Genomic DNA, 16,548 nt, shown 5'->3' on the forward strand with positions numbered 1-16,548 from the left:
AACCCTGCTCACGCATGCGTAGGGCCGTGGAGCGCTTTTCACGTTGTTCTTGGGGGCTGAGTTTACGGGCATCTATTTTCATGGAGACAGATTATCTAATATGCCCTATTTATTTGCCAGGTTAATATCTTGAGGTTATCGCCGAGCTGCACCAGCGCTACTCGGACCTCAGCCCGGGCGAGCTGCGCAAGATCGACGCCAAGGCCAATCTCAGCCGCTGGGCCATCGATTATCTGGCCACGCACAGCGACCGTAGCCTGGAGCGCATGCTCGACGCCGCGCTGGATCGGCGCTACTCGGCCAGCCCCGCCGAACGCTTCTTCACCGGCGCCGGCATGCACCGCTTCGGCAACTTCCGCCGTGAAGACGACGGACGCATCCCCACCGTACGCGAATCGCTGCGCGAATCGATCAATCTGCCCTTCGTACGGCTGATGCGTGATCTGGTGAGTTACAGCACCTACGAAACCATCAATAGTGCCGAACTGCTGGGTGACGACAAGGACCCGCGCCGCCAGGAATACCTGACCCGCTTCGCCGATCGCGAGGGCTCGGTGTTCCTGCAACGTTTCTGGAAGAAGTACCGCAACAAGACGGCCGAAGAACGCATCGAGACCTTCCTGCATGGCATGCGGCCGACGCCGGTGCGCCTGGCTGCCGTGCACCGCTACCTGATGCCGGATGCCGAGCGGCCGGTGTTCGACAGCTTTCTCAAGCAGCATCTACCGGATGCCGATCTCAGCGACAAGAAGGTGGATGCGCTCTACACCCGCTATGGCCCGGGTGTCTACAGCCTGCCCGATCAGGCCTACATCGCCCGCACGCACCCGCTGGACCTCTGGCTGCTGGGCTACCTGATCGCCCACCCACAGGCGACGCTCTCCGAAGTCGTCGCCGACAGCCGCGCACAACGCCAGGAAGTCTACGGCTGGCTGTTCCGCAGCCGGCACAAGAGCGCACGCGACAGCCGGATTCGCATCATGCTGGAGGTCGAGGCCTTCACCGACATTCATCGCCGCTGGCAGCGGCTGGGCTATCCGTTCGACAACCTGGTGCCTTCGCTGGCGACCGCGCTGGGTAGCTCGGGTGATCGACCGGCGGCGCTGGCCGAGCTGATGGGCATCATCCTCAACGACGGCGTCCGCCTGCCCAGCGTGCGCATCGACAACCTGCACTTCGCCCAGGGCACACCCTATGAAACCCGCATGGGCCTGGCCGCCGGGACCGGCAAGCGGATGATGCCGGTCGAAGTCGCCCGAGCGTTGCAGGATGCACTGGCCAATGTGGTCGAAGGCGGTACTGCACGGCGCCTGCAGGGTAGCTTCGTGCAGCAGGACGGCAGTGCTTTGCGAATGGGCGGCAAGACCGGCACCGGTGACAACCGCATCCAGAGCGTCGGCGCTGGCGGCCGGCTGATCAGTTCGCTGGCGCTGAACCGCACCGCCACCTTCGTCTTCTATCTCGGGCCCAACCACTTCGGCACGCTAACCGCCTATGTGCCGGGACGCGCCGCCGACAGCTTCCGCTTTACCTCGGCGCTGCCCGTGCAGACGCTCAAGGGCATGGCGCCCATCCTGCAACCCTACCTGCAAGGCCAGAACACGCTGTGCCGAGCGGATGACCTGCCGGCACTGACCAGCGGCATGCTTTCGGCCGAGAACTGATCCCCAAACGCCCGCACCGGTGCTCCTTCCCGGCGCCGGTTTCGGCGCGTGCACCGGCGACAACTGGACGTAATCCGAATTCGTTTGCGACGCTTCGCCTGTTTGCCTGTCGAATACCCCGGTCCTGGAACCAATCTGAAGTGCACACCTGATTGCCGAACTGATCGGCCGCAACGGGAAACGTCATGATCGAAGGGATATTGCTGCTCGCCACGGGACTCCTTGTGCTCGTCACACTCCTGCCACTCTGGCGGCATCGCGCCTGGTGGGTGCGCGTATGGGAGTTTCCACGCCTGCAGCTCGGCGCACTGCTGGTCGCCCTGCTCGTCGCTCAAGGCATGCTGCTCGACTACAGCCAGCCGTGGCATTACCTGATCTCTGCCTTGGCCGGCGCCTGCCTGGTATACCAGCTCGCATGGGTCGTGCCCTACACACGCCCCTGGCGCAATGAGGTTCGCCGGGCGGAGGCAGATGCCGCAGGGCCGCGCATCCGGGTGATGTCATCCAATGTGCTGGGGCCGAATCGGCAGTCCGATCGGCTGCTGGCGCTGGTTCGCGAGTATCGCCCGGACGTTCTGGTCACGCTTGAATCGGACCGGTGGTGGGAAACGCAGCTCAAGCAACTCGCCGAGCAATACCCGCACAGCATCCGCTGCCCGCTGGACAACCTCTACGGCATGCATGTCTTTTCACGTCTGCCGCTGGAAGAGCCGGAGCTGTGCTTTCTGGTGGAGGACGACGTGCCCTCCATGCATGCCCGGGTGCGTGTCAGCGACGAGCTCGCGGTGCGCATGCACTTTCTGCATCCGGCACCGCCCAGCCCGACCGAGAACGAGGAATCCACCGAGCGCGACGCAGAGCTATTGGTGGTCGCCAGGAGCATCCAGGACAGCGATGACCCGATCATCGTCAGCGGTGACCTCAATGATGTCGCCTGGTCGCCCACCACGCGCCTGTTCCGCAAGATCAGCGGACTGCTCGATCCACGGGTCGGCCGCGGCATGTACAACACCTTCCATGCCCATCACTGGTTTCTGCGCTGGCCGCTTGATCACTTCTTCCACAGCGCGCATTTCCGCTTCATCCGCCTGCTGCGGCTGCCTGATATCGGCTCCGACCATTTCCCGGTGTTCATCGAGTTGCAGTACGACCCCAAGCACACTGAAGAGCAGCATGGCCTTGAAGCCGATCGCGACGACGAGCAGCAGGTCGAGGAAACCATCGACAAGGAGCCCGTCACCCCGGGCGAGGTACCGCAACCTGCAGCCGGCCCGCGACGCTGAGCCGCTGGCCATCAGCCGCGGCGATAGGCCTATGCTGGAAAATACCGTGCGCCCAGTTCAGACGAGAGAGCCCGCATGACGCCTGCATCCGAACGCCCCGCCATCACCCCGGAAACCCTGCGCCAGCTCGCCTTTGATCAGTCCATCCGCTGGACCAGCCAGAACGATGACCTGTGGCAGCTGATCGATAACGACCTGTGGCAGCTCACGCGCAATCCCAGCCTGGTGCTCAGCACGGTGCCGCTGCAGAAGCTGGAAGCACTGCTGCAGCGCGCTGAATGCCATCGTCTGGTGGAGGGCATCGTCGAAGCTCAGCAGGCACGCCTGGAGCGGGCGACCTGGTTCGCCAGTCAAAGTCACGGTGACCAGAGTTACAGCGAACAACTCGCGCGAGTCGCCTACTTCTCCATGGAGTACATGCTCAGCGAGGCGCTGCCGATCTACTCCGGCGGGCTCGGCAATGTCGCCGGTGACCAGCTCAAGGCCGCCAACGACCTCGGCGTACCGATAACCGCAGTAGGCATGCTCTGGCAGCACGGCTATTTTCGCCAGAGCATCGGCCCGGATGGTCGCCAGCAGGCGCTCTACCCGGTCAATGACACCCGGCAGATGCCCATCGAACCGCTGCTCGACGCCAGCGGAACAGCATTGCGTTTTGCGATCCAGCTGCCCGGCGTGCAGATCTGGCTGCGCGGCTGGCAGGCCAGGGTCGGCCGCCACCGCCTGCTATTGCTGGACACCAACGACCCTGCCAACCCGCCCATCGCACGACTGATCACCAGCGAACTCTACGGTGGCGACAACGAAATGCGTCTGCGCCAGGAGCTGGTGCTGGGCATCGGCGGCTGGCGGCTGCTCGAAGCCGCCGGGCTGCAGGCCGATGTGCTTCACCTGAACGACGGCCACGCAGCATTCGCCGTACTGGAACGCGCCCGCAGTTACATGGCCAGGGAGCGCGTGTCCTTCGAAGTGGCGCTCCACGCAACCCGCGCGGGCAATCTGTTCACGACCCATACGCCCGTCGAAGCCGGCTTCGACCGCTTTCCGCCGGAGCTGCTGAGCAAATACCTGGAGCGCTATGCCGAGTACGAACTGGGCATCCCGCTGCAGGCGCTGCTGGCCATGGGACGCAAGCATGTGCACGACCCACACGAGCCATTTAACATGGCCTACCTGGCAACGCGCGGGGCCGGGGCGGTCAACGCCGTCAGCCAGCTGCATGGCCGCACCAGTCGCTACATCTTCCGCGAGCTTTATCCGCGCTGGCCGCTCGAGTCGGTGCCGATCGGTCATGTCACCAATGGCATCCATCTGCCGACCTGGGTATCGCCGGACGCCGAAGCCCACTGGTATGAGCTGCATGGCGATGAGATTCCCTGGCGCGGCACCGACCAGGCCTCAGTGGACGATCTTCTGGCCCAGGTCGATGACCGCTGGCTGTGGCAGATCCGCCAGCATGCTCGTGGCGAACTGCTCAGCTTCGTACGCAGCCACCTGGCCCGCAGCCTCGCGGTGCACGGCGCCTCGCCTGCGGAGATCGAATTCGCCGGCTCGCGCCTGCATCCGCAACGGCTGACGCTGGGCTTTGCCCGGCGCTTCGCCGCCTACAAACGCCCCAACCTGCTGCTGCAGGACCCGGAACGGCTGGCGCGCCTCCTCACCCATCGCGATTACCCGGTGCAGCTGCTGGTTGCCGGCAAGGCGCACCCCGCCGATCGCGCAGGCCAGGCGCTGCTCAGCGAATGGCAGCGGTTCGCCGCGCGCCCCGATATTGCCGGCCACGTGGTTTTTCTCGAGGACTATGACATGCGTATCGCCCGGCACATGGTGCAGGGCGTGGATGTCTGGCTGAATACCCCTCGTCGCCCGTGGGAAGCCAGTGGCACCAGCGGCATGAAGGTCCTGGCCAACGGTGGGCTGAATCTTTCGCAGCTCGACGGCTGGTGGGCCGAAGCCTATGCCGCCGACCTCGGCTGGGCGGTCGGCGACGGCCTGGAGCACGAACCCGAACACGATGCCGCGGACGCCGAACAGCTGTATCGGCTACTCGAAGAGCAAGTCGTGCCCTGCTTCTACCAGCGCGACCAGCAGGACATCCCCACCGCCTGGGTGAAACGCATGCGCCGCAGCATGAGTGCTCTGGTGGAACGCTTTTCCGCCGACCGAACAGTGCGTGAATACACCGAGCGCTATTACCTGCCGCTGTCCGGCCGCTACCGGCAGCGCTGTGCGGATGGTTCTGCGCTGGCCAGCGAGATGTCGCGCCGAATCACCAGCCTGCGCAGTTACTGGCACGAACTGGCCTTCGAACAGCTTGAGTGGCGGCGCGAGGGCGATGCGCAGCACATCGAGGCTCGCCTGCACCTCGGCCGAATCGAACCGGATCAGATAGCCGTGCAGCTGTTCGCCGAATCGCAGGGAGCGGAGCCGGCCACCGTCCATACGTTGCAACTCCAGCACCACGAAGGCTCATACGCCACCTTCCGGACCGAGCTGAGCACCCAGCGCCCTGAGGCCGACTACACCGCACGGGTCGTCCCCAGCACCGCGCTGGGCCTGGCGGTGCCGCTGGAGCTGCCGCTCATCCTCTGGCAGCGATGAACAGCCGGAACGCTGCCCGCATGCCGCAGTCATCTATAAACCACCCGCATAGAGGATGCCGCGTCATGATCAAGCAAATGTTCGACAAAACCGCCCCACAGAACGTCCACGGCTGGGAGCGCGCCGCGTCGCTGGCGGGCGGCCTGGTGATGATGGGCAAGGGGCTACGCCGTGGCGGATTGATCGGGATCGCCGAGCTGGCCATGGGCGGTATGGCGCTGGCTCGTGGTATCAGCGGTCGCTGCGAGGCCAAGCGCATGCTCGCGGAGATGGAAAGCAAGCCGGCGCTGCCGAGCCAGCGCTACAGCCATATGCCGATGGATTCCGAAGTGCACAGTTCGGACTTCACCGATACCAGCGTACAAATGCCGGACTCCACCCCCATGGGCAACGAAAGCCGCACCACGCCGCGCGTCTGATCGACCGGGCAGCGCCTCGATGATGCGCTGCTCGCTAACAGCCTCTACAAGCGGCAAAAGTGCAAACCTCACGGCGCTCTAGCGGCGCCGTGGCTGCAATGCGGTCAATCATCGATAACTAGATAACTACTGGCCCAACAATCGGTCCTGATTCTGCTGCGCCATTTCCTTCAGGTAATCCCAGGTCGTGCGCATGCGCGCCAGGTCCTTGAACTCGATGGGCATCAGCATCCAGAAGGTGCGGGTAAAGCTGACCTCCTCCGGCAGCAACAGTCGCAACCGTGGATCGGCGTCGGCGGAAAACGCCGGCAGGATCGCAATCCCCGCACCCATCGCCACTGCTTCCTGCTGCGCCAGCAGGCTGGTGCTGCGCAGGCCGATGGAGCGGGCGTCGGCGATGCCATCGAGAAACAGCAGCTCCTTGCTGAACAGCAGGTCATCCACGTAGCTGACGAAGCGGTGCGCGGCCAGATCCTCGCGGCTGCGGATCGGCGGGTGTTCGTTCAGATACGCCGGAGAAGCGTACAACCGCAGCGCATAGTCGGTGAGCCGGGTAATGATGAAAGGCCCACGCTCCGGGCGTTCAAGGGTAATGACGATATCCGCCTCGTGGCGCGACAGGCGCACCGCCCGCGGCAGCGCCAGCAGGTCGATGTTCAGGTGCGGATAGCGCCGGCTGAGCCCGGTGAGCTGGCCGGCGAGCATCACCGTGCCGTAACCCTCCGTCGCGCCGATACGTACCTGCCCGGAAAGGCCATCCCCCATGCTCGGCAACGAGTGCTCGATGGCTACGCTGGCGCTTTCCATCGCTTCCACTCGCGGCAGCAGGTTGCGCCCGGCTTCGGTGAGCTTGTAGCCACCCGGCTCGCGCAGGAACAGCTGCAGGCCCATGCTTTTTTCCAGCGCCTGCAAACGACGGGACACGGTGGTGTGGTCCACGGCGAGCCGGCGCGCCGCGGTCGTCAGCCGCCCCGCTCGGGCGACCTCGAGGAAATAGCGCAGATTGTCCCAGTCCATGGTTGAAGCCTCCATTAGCCTCTGTGCATTTATGCAGAGCGATTCTGCATTTGACTCCATTGTAATGTGGTTTTTTGCATTGCTACATTCAGTGCAACTGATCGCAGCCGTCCGCGAGCCATGACAACAACTGTGCCTTTTCAGGCGGAGAGCCTTATGACAACGTCCAGCTCCATTCCTACCGTTAAATTGCTGATCGACGGTGAATTTATCGAATCGACGACCCAGGACTGGCGCGATGTCGTCAACCCGGCGACCCAGGAAGTCCTGGCGCGCGTGCCTTTTGCGACTGCCGAGGAAATCGACCGTGCCGTCGCTAGCGGCCAGAAAGCCTTCAAGACCTGGCGCAAGACACCGATCGGCGCGCGGGCGCGCATCTTCCTCAAGTACCAGCAGCTGATCCGCGAAAACATGAAAGAGCTGGCGGCGATCCTCACCGCCGAACAGGGCAAGACCCTGGCCGATGCCGAGGGCGACGTGTTCCGCGGCCTGGAAGTGGTCGAGCACGCCGCTGGCATCGGCAACCTGCAGCTCGGCGAGCTGGCCAACAACGTCGCCGCGGGCGTCGATACCTATACCCTGCTGCAGCCGCTGGGCGTCTGCGCCGGCATCACCCCGTTCAACTTCCCGGCGATGATTCCGCTGTGGATGTTCCCGATGGCCATCGCCACCGGTAACACCTTCGTCCTCAAGCCGTCCGAGCAGGACCCGATGGTCACCATGCGCCTGTGCGAACTGGCGCTGGAAGCCGGCGTGCCACCGGGCGTGCTCAACGTGGTGCACGGCGGGCCGGACGCGGTGAACGCGATCTGCGACCACCCGGATATCAAGGCGGTGTCCTTCGTTGGCTCGACCAGGGTCGGCACCCACGTCTACAACCGCGCCAGCCAGGCCGGCAAGCGCGTTCAGTGCATGATGGGCGCGAAGAACCACGCCATCGTGCTGCCCGATGCGCACAAGGAACATACCCTCAACAACCTCGCCGGTGCCGCCTTCGGTGCGGCCGGCCAGCGCTGCATGGCGCTGTCGGTGGTGGTGCTGGTGGGCGAGGCGCAGGCCTGGATTCCCGATCTGGTGGCCAAGGCGCAGACCCTCAAGGTCAACGCCGGTGTCGAGGCCGGCACCGATGTCGGTCCGCTGGTTTCCTGCGCGGCGCTGGATCGCGTCAGCGGGCTGATCGAACGCGGCGTACGCGAAGGCGCCAAGCTGGAGCTGGACGGCCGCAACCCGAGCGTCAGCGGCTACGAAAAGGGCAACTTCGTCGGCCCGACGATCTTCTCCGGCGTCACCCGCGAGATGAGCATCTATCAGGAAGAAATCTTCGGCCCGGTCCTCTGCGTCATGGCGGCGGCGACCATGGACGAAGCCATCGAGCTGATCAACGCCAACCCGAATGGCAACGGCACAGCCATCTTCACCCGCTCCGGCGCGGCGGCGCGGCACTTCCAGGAAGAGATCGACGTGGGTCAGGTGGGCATCAACGTACCGATCCCGGTGCCGGTACCGATGTTCTCCTTCACCGGCTCGCGCGCTTCCAAGCTTGGCGACCTCGGCCCCTACGGCAAGCAGGTGGTGCAGTTCTACACCCAGACCAAGACCATCACCGAACGCTGGTTCGATGAGAACGAGGTCGGCGGCCCGGTCAACACCACCATCAATCTTAAGTGAAATCACTCACCAAGCCGGCGCGCGCGCCGGCCCAAAGGATGCTGAAATGACATTCGAAACCCTGCTCGTAGAAATCAAAGAACGCGTTGCTCTGATCACCCTTAACCGGCCGCAGGCGCTCAACGCGCTCAACGCCCAGCTGATCAGCGAACTGAACCAGGCCCTGGGCCAGCTCGAGGCCGATCCGCAGGTCGGCTGCGTCGTGCTCACTGGCTCGGCCAAGGCCTTCGCCGCCGGTGCCGACATCAAGGAAATGGCCGAGCTGTCCTACCCGCAGATTTATCTTGATGATTTCTTCGCCGAAGCCGACCGCATTGCCACGCGCCGCAAGCCGCTGATTGCCGCCGTCGCCGGTTACGCCCTGGGCGGCGGCTGCGAGCTGGCATTGCTCTGCGACATGATCTTCGCCGCAGACAACGCGCGCTTCGGCCAGCCGGAAGTCAACCTGGGCGTGCTGCCCGGCATTGGCGGCACTCAACGCCTCACCCGCGCAGTGGGCAAGGCCAAGGCGATGGACATGTGCCTGACCGGTCGCCAGATGGACGCCGCCGAAGCCGAGCGCGCCGGTCTCGTCGCCCGTGTGTTCCCGGCTGAAAGCCTGCTGGAGGAAACCCTCCAGGCCGCCCGGGTGATCGCCGAGAAATCCCTGCCGGCCACCATGATGATCAAGGAAAGCGTCAATCGCGCCTTCGAGACCACGCTGGCCGAAGGCATCCGCTTCGAGCGTCGTGTGTTCCATGCGGTGTTCGCCACTGCCGACCAGAAGGAAGGCATGGCCGCGTTCAGCGAGAAGCGCAAGCCTGAGTTCACCAATCGCTGAGCCGCATCTGGCCATAACAACAAGAGGAAGCACGCCATGCATATCGGATTTATCGGCCTTGGCAACATGGGCGCACCCATGGCCCACAACCTGCTCAAGGCAGGCCACCAACTCAGCGTCTTCGACCTCAACGCCGCGGCCGTCGAAAACCTGGTCGGCGCCGGCGCGCTTCCGGTCGACTCCCCGACCGCCATTGCACAGGGCAACGCCGAGCTGATCATCACCATGCTGCCGGCAGCCGCCCATGTGAAGAGCGTGTACCTGGGCGAGAACGGCCTGATCGCCAGCAGCCGTGCCGGTGTGATGCTGATCGACTGTTCGACCATCGATCCGCACAGCGCCCGCGAAGTGGCCAAGGCCGCCGCCGAGCATGGCAACCCGATGCTCGACGCACCGGTCTCCGGCGGCACCGGCGGTGCAGCAGCCGGCAGCCTGACCTTCATGGTCGGTGGCAGCGACGCGGACTTCGACCGTGCGCAGCCGATCCTCGCGGCCATGGGCAAGAACATCGTGCACTGCGGTGCAGCCGGCAACGGCCAGGTGGCCAAGGTCGCCAACAACATGCTGCTGGGCATTTCCATGATCGGCGTCGCCGAGGCGATGGCGCTGGGCGTCTCGCTGGGCATGGATGCCAAGACCCTGGCTGGTGTGATCAACACCTCCAGCGGCCGTTGCTGGAGCTCGGATACCTACAACCCCTTCCCCGGCGTGCTGGACAACGTTCCGTCCTCACGCGGCTACAGCGGCGGCTTCGGCAGCGATCTGATGCTCAAGGACCTCGGCCTGGCCACCGAGGCCGCCAAGCAGGTGCGCCAGCCGGTAATCCTCGGCGCCCTCGCCCAGCAGCTCTACCAGAGCTTCAGCGCCCAGGGTCATGGCGGCCTGGATTTCTCGGCGATCATCAATCAGTACCGCAAGGACACCTGACCATGAGTCCAACCGAACGCCCCGTGCTGGCCGCCGTACGCAACCACGTCGGCCACCTCACCCTCAACCGCCCGGCCGGGCTGAATGCGGTGACCCTGGAAATGGTCCGTCTGCTGCAACAGCAGCTCAGCGCCTGGGCGGCCGATCCGCAGATCCATGCCGTGGTGCTGCGCGCCAATGGCGAGAAAGCCTTCTGCGCCGGTGGTGACATCCGCTCGCTGTACGACAGCTTCCAGCGCGGCGACACCGAGCACGAAACCTTCTTCGAGGAGGAATACGCCCTCGACCAACACATCCATGCCTACCCGAAGCCGCTGCTGGCGCTGATGGACGGTTTCGTCCTCGGCGGCGGCATGGGCCTGGTCCAGGGCGCGTCGCTGCGCGTGGTCACCGAGCGCGTGCGCATGGGCATGCCGGAAGTCGGCATCGGCTATTTCCCAGATGTCGGCGGCAGCTATTTCCTCTCACGCCTGCCGGGTGAGCTTGGCACCTACATGGGCGTCACCGGCCTGCAGATCCGCGCCGCTGATGCTTTGCACGTTGGCCTGGCGGACTGGTGCGTCAGCCACGACCAGATTGCCGAGCTGGATCGCTGCCTGGACCGTATGAGCTGGTCGGTCCATCCGCAGGAAGCGTTGCGCACCCTGGTGGCGACGCTGGGCAGCAACAAACTGCCGGGTTCCGAGCTGAAGGCCCTACATCAGGCCATCGACGAGCATTTCGGCAAAAGCGATGTGGCGTCGATTCGCGCATCGCTGGCCGCCGAGGCGCGCCCGGAGTTTGCCGACTGGGCCGAGGAAACGCTCAAGGTGCTCGACAGCCGCTCGCCGCTGGCCATGTGCGTGACCCTAGAGATGCTGCGTCGCGGCCGCGAACTGCCGATCGCCGACTGCTTCGCGCTGGAGTTGCATCTGGACCGTCAATGGTTCGCCAAGGGCGACATAATGGAAGGCGTGCGTGCGCTGATCATCGACAAGGACAAGTCACCGCGCTGGAATCCGCCGACGCTGGCAGAGGTCACGCCGGAGCGCGTCCAGGCGTTCTTCGACGGCTTCAAGGCCACCACCGGCAAGACACGCCGCAGCGCCACGGCCTGAACCTCTTTGCAGCACAACAACAAGAAGAGACCGCGCAATGCATGACCTCGAACTCAGCGAAGACCAACGCATGATCCGCGACATGGCGCGCGACTTCGCCCGCCGCGAGATCGCCCCCCATGCACAGGTCTGGGAAAAGGCCGGCTGGATCGACGACGCCCTGGTCGCCCAGATGGGTGAGCTTGGCCTGCTCGGCATGGTCGTCCCGGAAGAATGGGGCGGCAGCTACATCGACTACGTCGCCTACGCCCTGGCCGTGGAGGAAATCTCCGCCGGCGACGGCGCCACCGGCGCGCTGATGAGCATCCACAACTCGGTCGGTTGCGGCCCGGTGCTGAACTACGGCTCGCAGGCGCAGAAGGACGAATGGCTGGCCGAACTGGCCAGCGGTCGCGCCATCGGCTGCTTCGCCCTCACCGAACCGCAGGCCGGCTCCGAGGCGCACAACCTGCGCACCCGCGCGGAGCTGGTGGACGGCCAGTGGGTACTCAACGGCAGCAAGCAGTTCTGCAGCAACGCCAAGCGGGCGAAGCTGGCCATCGTTTTCGCGGTGACCGATCCGGACCTCGGCAAGAAGGGTCTTTCCGCGTTTCTGGTGCCCACCGACACGCCCGGCTTCGCGGTGGAGCGCAGCGAACACAAGATGGGTATCCGCGCCTCGGACACCTGCGCGGTCTCGCTCAGCGACTGCCGAATCCCGGAGGCGAACCTGCTTGGCGAGCGCGGCAAGGGCCTGGCGATTGCGCTGTCGAACCTCGAAGGTGGCCGTATCGGCATCGGCGCGCAGGCCCTGGGTATCGCCCGTGCGGCATTCGAAGCCGCCCTGCTCTACGCCCGCGAGCGCGTGCAGTTCGGCAAGCCGATCGCCGAGCACCAGAGCATCGCCAACATGCTCGCCGACATGCAGACCCAACTGAATGCGGCGCGTCTGCTGATTCTGCATGCCGCGCGGTTGAAGAGCGCCGGCCTGCCCTGCCTGTCCGAAGCCTCCCAGGCCAAGCTGTTCGCCTCGGAAATGGCGGAGAAGGTCTGTTCGCAGGCGGTGCAGATCCACGGTGGCTACGGCTATCTCGAGGACTACCCGGTGGAGCGCTACTACCGCGATGCGCGTATCACGCAGATCTACGAGGGCTCGAGCGAGATCCAGCGCCTGCTGATCGCGCGGGAGCTGGCGAACTACGCGCTGTAAACGCCACTGCGTGCTGGACGAATGCCGTGCTGCAATGTGACAGCTCGGCATTCGTCACAAGGGCGCCGTCACTCGCATGGCAAAGCCAGCCTGGCTGTATCGAAGCCCACTCAATTACACAATCAATGCCCACAACGCCTGACAGCGTGGCCGCTGTCTTGCGGCCCAAATAAAAAGGGGAGCCGCTAGGCTCCCCTTCAGGTCATGTTGCTTTGTTCTTCTTCTGCTGACGGGCTTGTTGTTTTTGTTGGCAGCCCGGTCGGACATCGTCCGAGTAGCAGTCCCATAAGGGACATAAAGAACAAACGGATTATTTTGGTCGCTGATGTTGCCACTACCCTCGCGGGCTCAACCGGTTCTGGAGCTGCCTCAAGGCAGTTTTATTGTTCTCGGTCCGGTCGACAGGAAACCTGTCGGGCAATTCCTCTCCAAAAGAATCAGTTTGCTACGTCTCCCACCTGCTTGTTTTTATTGTGTCGGAGTCGCTACGTGTTGTTTTTGTTATTGGATGTGCTTTCTTGTTCTTGTTATGCCAATAACAAAGCATTCGTCGTGCCAGTTTAGATAACTCCATATTTTTCAATAGGTTACGATTTACGCATGCACAGAGAGCACAGAATTCGCGCCTGATTCGTTACCGCCCACCTCAGTGACCGTTTACGCTGTACGAAAGGAGTAACACCTTTGGGTAACCGCCTCTGTGCGCGGCGACGTGCAAAGGCGCGATAGTGATATGAAAGGGTCTGCCAGCCGATTCGCGGCTGCATAACGCAGGACACCCCGGCAGTGGTTCACTGTCAGGGTGTCTATCGCTCGATGGGCATAAAAAGGTTCTTCGGCTGGTTAGCGCCTGTGTCGTATCAGGCGTCTGCTGTCTGCACAGCAGTTTCCTTGCGTCTCGCTAGGTAATCGCAGGCCATGATGGCGAGCAAAGGGACGACACCTACACTGAGGGCAGCGTGCCAGGATCCGACGAGGGCCACAAACAGCATCCCCACGACAACGATCGCAGCGACGCAGTGGGCCAGGAAACGGCACAGTTCAAGTGCAACTACTTGTTGTTCGGCATCATTAATCATGACGTTGTACTCCCCGTTTTTGTTGTAATAAGCAGCCTCCGTTTTCATAGTAGTCAGCTGGTGCCAACTCGCAAACCAAAACCGACGTGCGGCACGTCTAGGCCGCGCTTTACGGGCGCTGCACACTACTTTGGTCGACCCCGAATGATTACTTTGAACAGTGTTGCGATATAAGCGTTATATATTCAGGAATCATTTTCCTGACTGCTTGCCCAATAATGGACGCGCTTTTTTTCGCAGCATGAAAATCGTCGACTTCGATACTCGCGCGCAAGCCTGCGTGCGTCGTAACAGTGCTTACCGTCAGCTGCGCAGCTCAGTCCCACCCCTCCTCCGCACCGCAACGTAACGTCCGCCTCGCCTTGCCTGGCGTGCGGGAAAAACGCGGAGCCGGTGCTGCCTGCAACACGCCCTCAACGTCTTGGTAAACGCCACGCTGGCGCAGATGCGGGTGCTGCGCCGCTTCTTCCAGTTCAAGCACCGGCGCGAAGCAGGCGTCGCTGCCCTCGAGCAAGGCGCACCACTCGGCTCGCGTGCGGGTCGCGAACAGCCGCTCCAGCAGCTCGCTCTGCACAGGCCATTCGCCCGGATCGGCACAGCCCACCCAGAGCGCTTCCGGTGCGTCTATTCGCTCCAGCAGCTCGTGCCAGAACTGTGGCTCCAGCGGCCCGATTGCAATCTCGCGACCATCGGCGCAGCGATAGCAACGGTAGTTCGGCGCAGCACCAGCCAGCGGATTGCGTTCGCGTTGCATGTCGATCCGCCCGCTCGGCAGCAGGCCGGCGAAGAAGGTCATCAACGACGACACGCCATCGACGATCGCCGCATCGATCACCTGTCCCTGCCCCGAACGTTCGCGCTCCCACAGCGCGGCGAGGATGCCGACGGCGAGATAGAGCGAGCCGCCGCCGAAATCGCCGACCAGATTCAACGGCGGAATCGCCGTCCCGCTCTCGCCGCGGATTGCCGCCAGCGCGCCGGTCAAGGCGATGTAGTTGATGTCGTGCCCGGCAGCCCTGGCCAACGGCCCGGTCTGCCCCCAACCGGTCATGCGTCCGTAGATCAGTTTCCGATTGCGCTGCCGCAGCTCCTCCGGCCCGAGCCCGAGCCTTTCCATCACGCCGGGCCGAAAACCCTCGATCAGCACATCGGCGGTCTGCGCCAGCTCAAGGCAGCGCGCACGCCCTGCTTCGCTGCGGATATCCAGCGTCAGCGTCTTGCGCCCACGGTCGACCACAGGGTTCGGCCAGCCGTTACCACCCTCGCGTTCGATGCGCAGCACTTCGGCGCCCATATCTGCCAACAGCATCGCGCAGTGCGGCCCTGGGCCTATCCCGGCAAACTCCAGCACGCGCAGCCCCTGTAGCGGGCCCTGGCGTGCATCGACACCTTCGCTCATCTGTATTTCTCCTGATCCGCGCGCGCAAGAACGCCCCGCGCCGACGGCACGGGGCGCTTCTGGTGAAAGGTTACTGGTTCACGGCGCTGGGCTGGTTCTCTACCAGATGGTTGCGATAGCGCTCGCGCAGCACCTTCTTGTCGATCTTGCCGGTGGCGGTCAATGGCACCGCGTCGAAGATCACCGCGTCCGGCATCCACCACTTGACGATGTTCGGCTCCAGGTGGGCGAGGATCGTATCTACGGTGACCTTGGCATCGACATGCGGCTCGATCACCAGTACCGGACGCTCCTCCCATTTGGGGTGGAATACGCCGACCACCGCGGCCACCTTCACCCCGGGACAGGCCGCCGCGACGTTCTCGATATCAATGGAGCTGACCCATTCGCCGCCGGACTTGATCACGTCCTTGCTGCGGTCGGTGATGCGCATGAAGCCATCGGCATCCAGCGTGGCGATATCACCGGTGTCGAACCACCCATCCTCATCCAGCGCGCTCACTTCGCTGCGGTAGTAGCGCTCCACCGTCCAGGGGCCGCGCACCTTGAGGCTGCCGGAGCTGACGCCGTCGCACGGCAGTTCGCGCCCCTCCTCGTCGACGATCTTCAGCTCGATGCCGAATTGCAGGCGCCCCTGACGCGTCCAGATGGTGTCATTGGTGGCCTGCTGGCCACGTTCGGCCAGCTTTGGCGTCGGCGTTGCCACCACACCCAGCGGGCTGGTCTCGGTCATGCCCCAGAGCTGACAGACCGCGACGCCGTACTTGGTCTGGAAGGTTTCGGCCATCGCCCGCGGGACGGCGGAACCGCCGATCACCAGCCGCGCCAGGCTGCCGGAATCCTCACCGCTACGTTCCAGATGGGCGAGGTACATGGTCCAGATGGTCGGCACGCCGCCGGACAGAGTCACGCCCTCGGTCTTGATCAGTTCCTGCAGGCTCGCGCCGTCCATCTTGTCGCATGGCAGCACGAACTTGCAGCCATTGATCGCCGCGGCGAACGGAATGCCCCAGGCAGTGCCGTGATAGAGCGACGAGCACGGCATGATGCAATCGAAGGCGGACAGGCCGAACGCGCCGGACAGCCCGGCGGCCATCGCATGCAACACCACCGAACGGTGGCTGTAGAGCACACCCTTGGGGTCGCCAGTGGTGCCGGAGGTGTAGCAAAGCACCGCGCCTGCGTTCTCGTCGAACTGCGGCCAGTCCAGCGGCTGCTCGTCGGCGATCAGCTGCTCGTAGCCCAGAACATCCTCTAGCAGGCCGTTGAAAAACTCGGCTTCAACTGCCCCAACCCGTCCGGTTTGGCGCTTTTTCAAGCGCTTTGGCCTAACGGAGTCCACACAAGGCCTGACTTCAGGCCTTTTTGACAGGTTTCAGCACCAC

General features: G+C 63.9%; 11 protein-coding genes and 2 pseudogenes. 9 read left to right on the top strand and 4 right to left on the bottom strand.

The window, feature by feature from the left end; genetic code table 11:
- Positions 1–125: 125 nt before the first annotated feature.
- The 4 genes and pseudogenes from IEG05_RS22165 to IEG05_RS22180 form a co-directional block, all read left to right on the top strand.
- A pseudogene (locus IEG05_RS22165) lies at positions 126–1,664 on the top strand (glycosyl transferase family 51); the annotation flags it as partial.
- Positions 1,665–1,849: 185 nt separating this feature from the next.
- Positions 1,850–2,947, top strand: coding sequence for an endonuclease/exonuclease/phosphatase family protein (locus IEG05_RS22170; RefSeq protein ID WP_046619516.1), 1,098 nt, complete (start codon positions 1,850–1,852; stop codon positions 2,945–2,947).
- A 75-nt stretch (positions 2,948–3,022) separates the two neighbouring features.
- Positions 3,023–5,548 (top strand): alpha-glucan family phosphorylase, encoded by a 2,526-nt coding sequence (glgP, locus tag IEG05_RS22175; RefSeq protein ID WP_191122735.1) that lies wholly within the window; start codon positions 3,023–3,025, stop codon positions 5,546–5,548.
- A gap of 65 nt (positions 5,549–5,613) precedes the next feature.
- Positions 5,614–5,967: a YgaP family membrane protein gene (locus IEG05_RS22180; RefSeq protein ID WP_003300491.1), complete on the top strand. Its 354-nt coding sequence runs from the start codon at positions 5,614–5,616 to the stop codon at positions 5,965–5,967.
- A 126-nt stretch (positions 5,968–6,093) separates the two neighbouring features.
- Here the strand turns inward: IEG05_RS22180 and IEG05_RS22185 are convergent, their stop codons facing one another.
- Complete coding sequence (locus tag IEG05_RS22185) at positions 6,094–6,984, bottom strand: LysR family transcriptional regulator (protein WP_191122736.1); 891 nt, start codon at positions 6,982–6,984, stop codon at positions 6,094–6,096.
- Between the two features lie 156 nt (positions 6,985–7,140).
- Here IEG05_RS22185 and IEG05_RS22190 point away from each other — a divergent pair, with 156 nt between their 5' ends.
- Genes IEG05_RS22190 through IEG05_RS22210 form a run of 5 tightly spaced genes read left to right on the top strand, consistent with a single transcriptional unit; the run spans position 7,141 to position 12,685 of the window.
- Positions 7,141–8,652: a CoA-acylating methylmalonate-semialdehyde dehydrogenase gene (locus tag IEG05_RS22190; protein WP_191122737.1), complete on the top strand. Its 1,512-nt coding sequence runs from the start codon at positions 7,141–7,143 to the stop codon at positions 8,650–8,652.
- A 46-nt stretch (positions 8,653–8,698) separates the two neighbouring features.
- A complete protein-coding gene (locus IEG05_RS22195) occupies positions 8,699–9,472 on the top strand; it encodes an enoyl-CoA hydratase (RefSeq protein WP_191122738.1) in 774 nt (257 codons plus the stop codon).
- Between the two features lie 36 nt (positions 9,473–9,508).
- Positions 9,509–10,399, top strand: coding sequence for a 3-hydroxyisobutyrate dehydrogenase (gene mmsB, locus IEG05_RS22200; RefSeq protein ID WP_191122739.1), 891 nt, complete (start codon positions 9,509–9,511; stop codon positions 10,397–10,399).
- Positions 10,400–10,401: 2 nt separating this feature from the next.
- A complete protein-coding gene (locus IEG05_RS22205; protein ID WP_191122740.1) occupies positions 10,402–11,496 on the top strand; it encodes an enoyl-CoA hydratase/isomerase family protein in 1,095 nt (364 codons plus the stop codon).
- Positions 11,497–11,533: 37 nt separating this feature from the next.
- Positions 11,534–12,685 (top strand): acyl-CoA dehydrogenase family protein, encoded by a 1,152-nt coding sequence (locus tag IEG05_RS22210; RefSeq protein WP_191122741.1) that lies wholly within the window; start codon positions 11,534–11,536, stop codon positions 12,683–12,685.
- Positions 12,686–13,545: 860 nt separating this feature from the next.
- Here IEG05_RS22210 and IEG05_RS22215 read toward each other — a convergent pair.
- The 3 genes and pseudogenes from IEG05_RS22215 to IEG05_RS22225 all read right to left on the bottom strand — a co-directional run.
- Positions 13,546–13,812, bottom strand: a complete 267-nt coding sequence (locus IEG05_RS22215) for a hypothetical protein (RefSeq protein ID WP_014820432.1) — start codon at positions 13,810–13,812, stop codon at positions 13,546–13,548.
- Positions 13,813–14,080: 268 nt separating this feature from the next.
- Positions 14,081–15,163 carry a CaiB/BaiF CoA transferase family protein gene (locus IEG05_RS22220; RefSeq protein ID WP_191122742.1) on the bottom strand — a complete coding sequence of 361 codons (1,083 nt, stop codon included), beginning with the start codon at positions 15,161–15,163 and terminating at the stop codon, positions 14,081–14,083.
- Positions 15,164–15,233: 70 nt separating this feature from the next.
- Positions 15,234–16,421 (bottom strand): annotated as a pseudogene (locus tag IEG05_RS22225) (AMP-binding protein); the annotation flags it as partial.
- Positions 16,422–16,548 lie beyond the last annotated feature (127 nt).

The sequence above is a fragment of the Stutzerimonas kunmingensis genome (genome assembly GCF_014764705.1).
In the GTDB taxonomy this organism is placed as follows: domain Bacteria; phylum Pseudomonadota; class Gammaproteobacteria; order Pseudomonadales; family Pseudomonadaceae; genus Stutzerimonas.

What these genes read in the sequence shown, in the direction of transcription:
- IEG05_RS22170 (WP_046619516.1), top strand. Translation starts at nt 1,850, where the DNA reads ATGATCGAAGGGATATTGCTGCTCGCCACGGGACTCCTTGTGCTCGTC.
- glgP (WP_191122735.1), top strand. Translation starts at nt 3,023, where the DNA reads ATGACGCCTGCATCCGAACGCCCCGCCATCACCCCGGAAACCCTGCGC.
- IEG05_RS22180 (WP_003300491.1), top strand. Translation starts at nt 5,614, where the DNA reads ATGATCAAGCAAATGTTCGACAAAACCGCCCCACAGAACGTCCACGGC.
- IEG05_RS22185 (WP_191122736.1), bottom strand. Translation starts at nt 6,984, where the DNA reads ATGGACTGGGACAATCTGCGCTATTTCCTCGAGGTCGCCCGAGCGGGG.
- IEG05_RS22190 (WP_191122737.1), top strand. Translation starts at nt 7,141, where the DNA reads ATGACAACGTCCAGCTCCATTCCTACCGTTAAATTGCTGATCGACGGT.
- IEG05_RS22195 (WP_191122738.1), top strand. Translation starts at nt 8,699, where the DNA reads ATGACATTCGAAACCCTGCTCGTAGAAATCAAAGAACGCGTTGCTCTG.
- mmsB (WP_191122739.1), top strand. Translation starts at nt 9,509, where the DNA reads ATGCATATCGGATTTATCGGCCTTGGCAACATGGGCGCACCCATGGCC.
- IEG05_RS22205 (WP_191122740.1), top strand. Translation starts at nt 10,402, where the DNA reads ATGAGTCCAACCGAACGCCCCGTGCTGGCCGCCGTACGCAACCACGTC.
- IEG05_RS22210 (WP_191122741.1), top strand. Translation starts at nt 11,534, where the DNA reads ATGCATGACCTCGAACTCAGCGAAGACCAACGCATGATCCGCGACATG.
- IEG05_RS22215 (WP_014820432.1), bottom strand. Translation starts at nt 13,812, where the DNA reads ATGAAAACGGAGGCTGCTTATTACAACAAAAACGGGGAGTACAACGTC.
- IEG05_RS22220 (WP_191122742.1), bottom strand. Translation starts at nt 15,163, where the DNA reads ATGAGCGAAGGTGTCGATGCACGCCAGGGCCCGCTACAGGGGCTGCGC.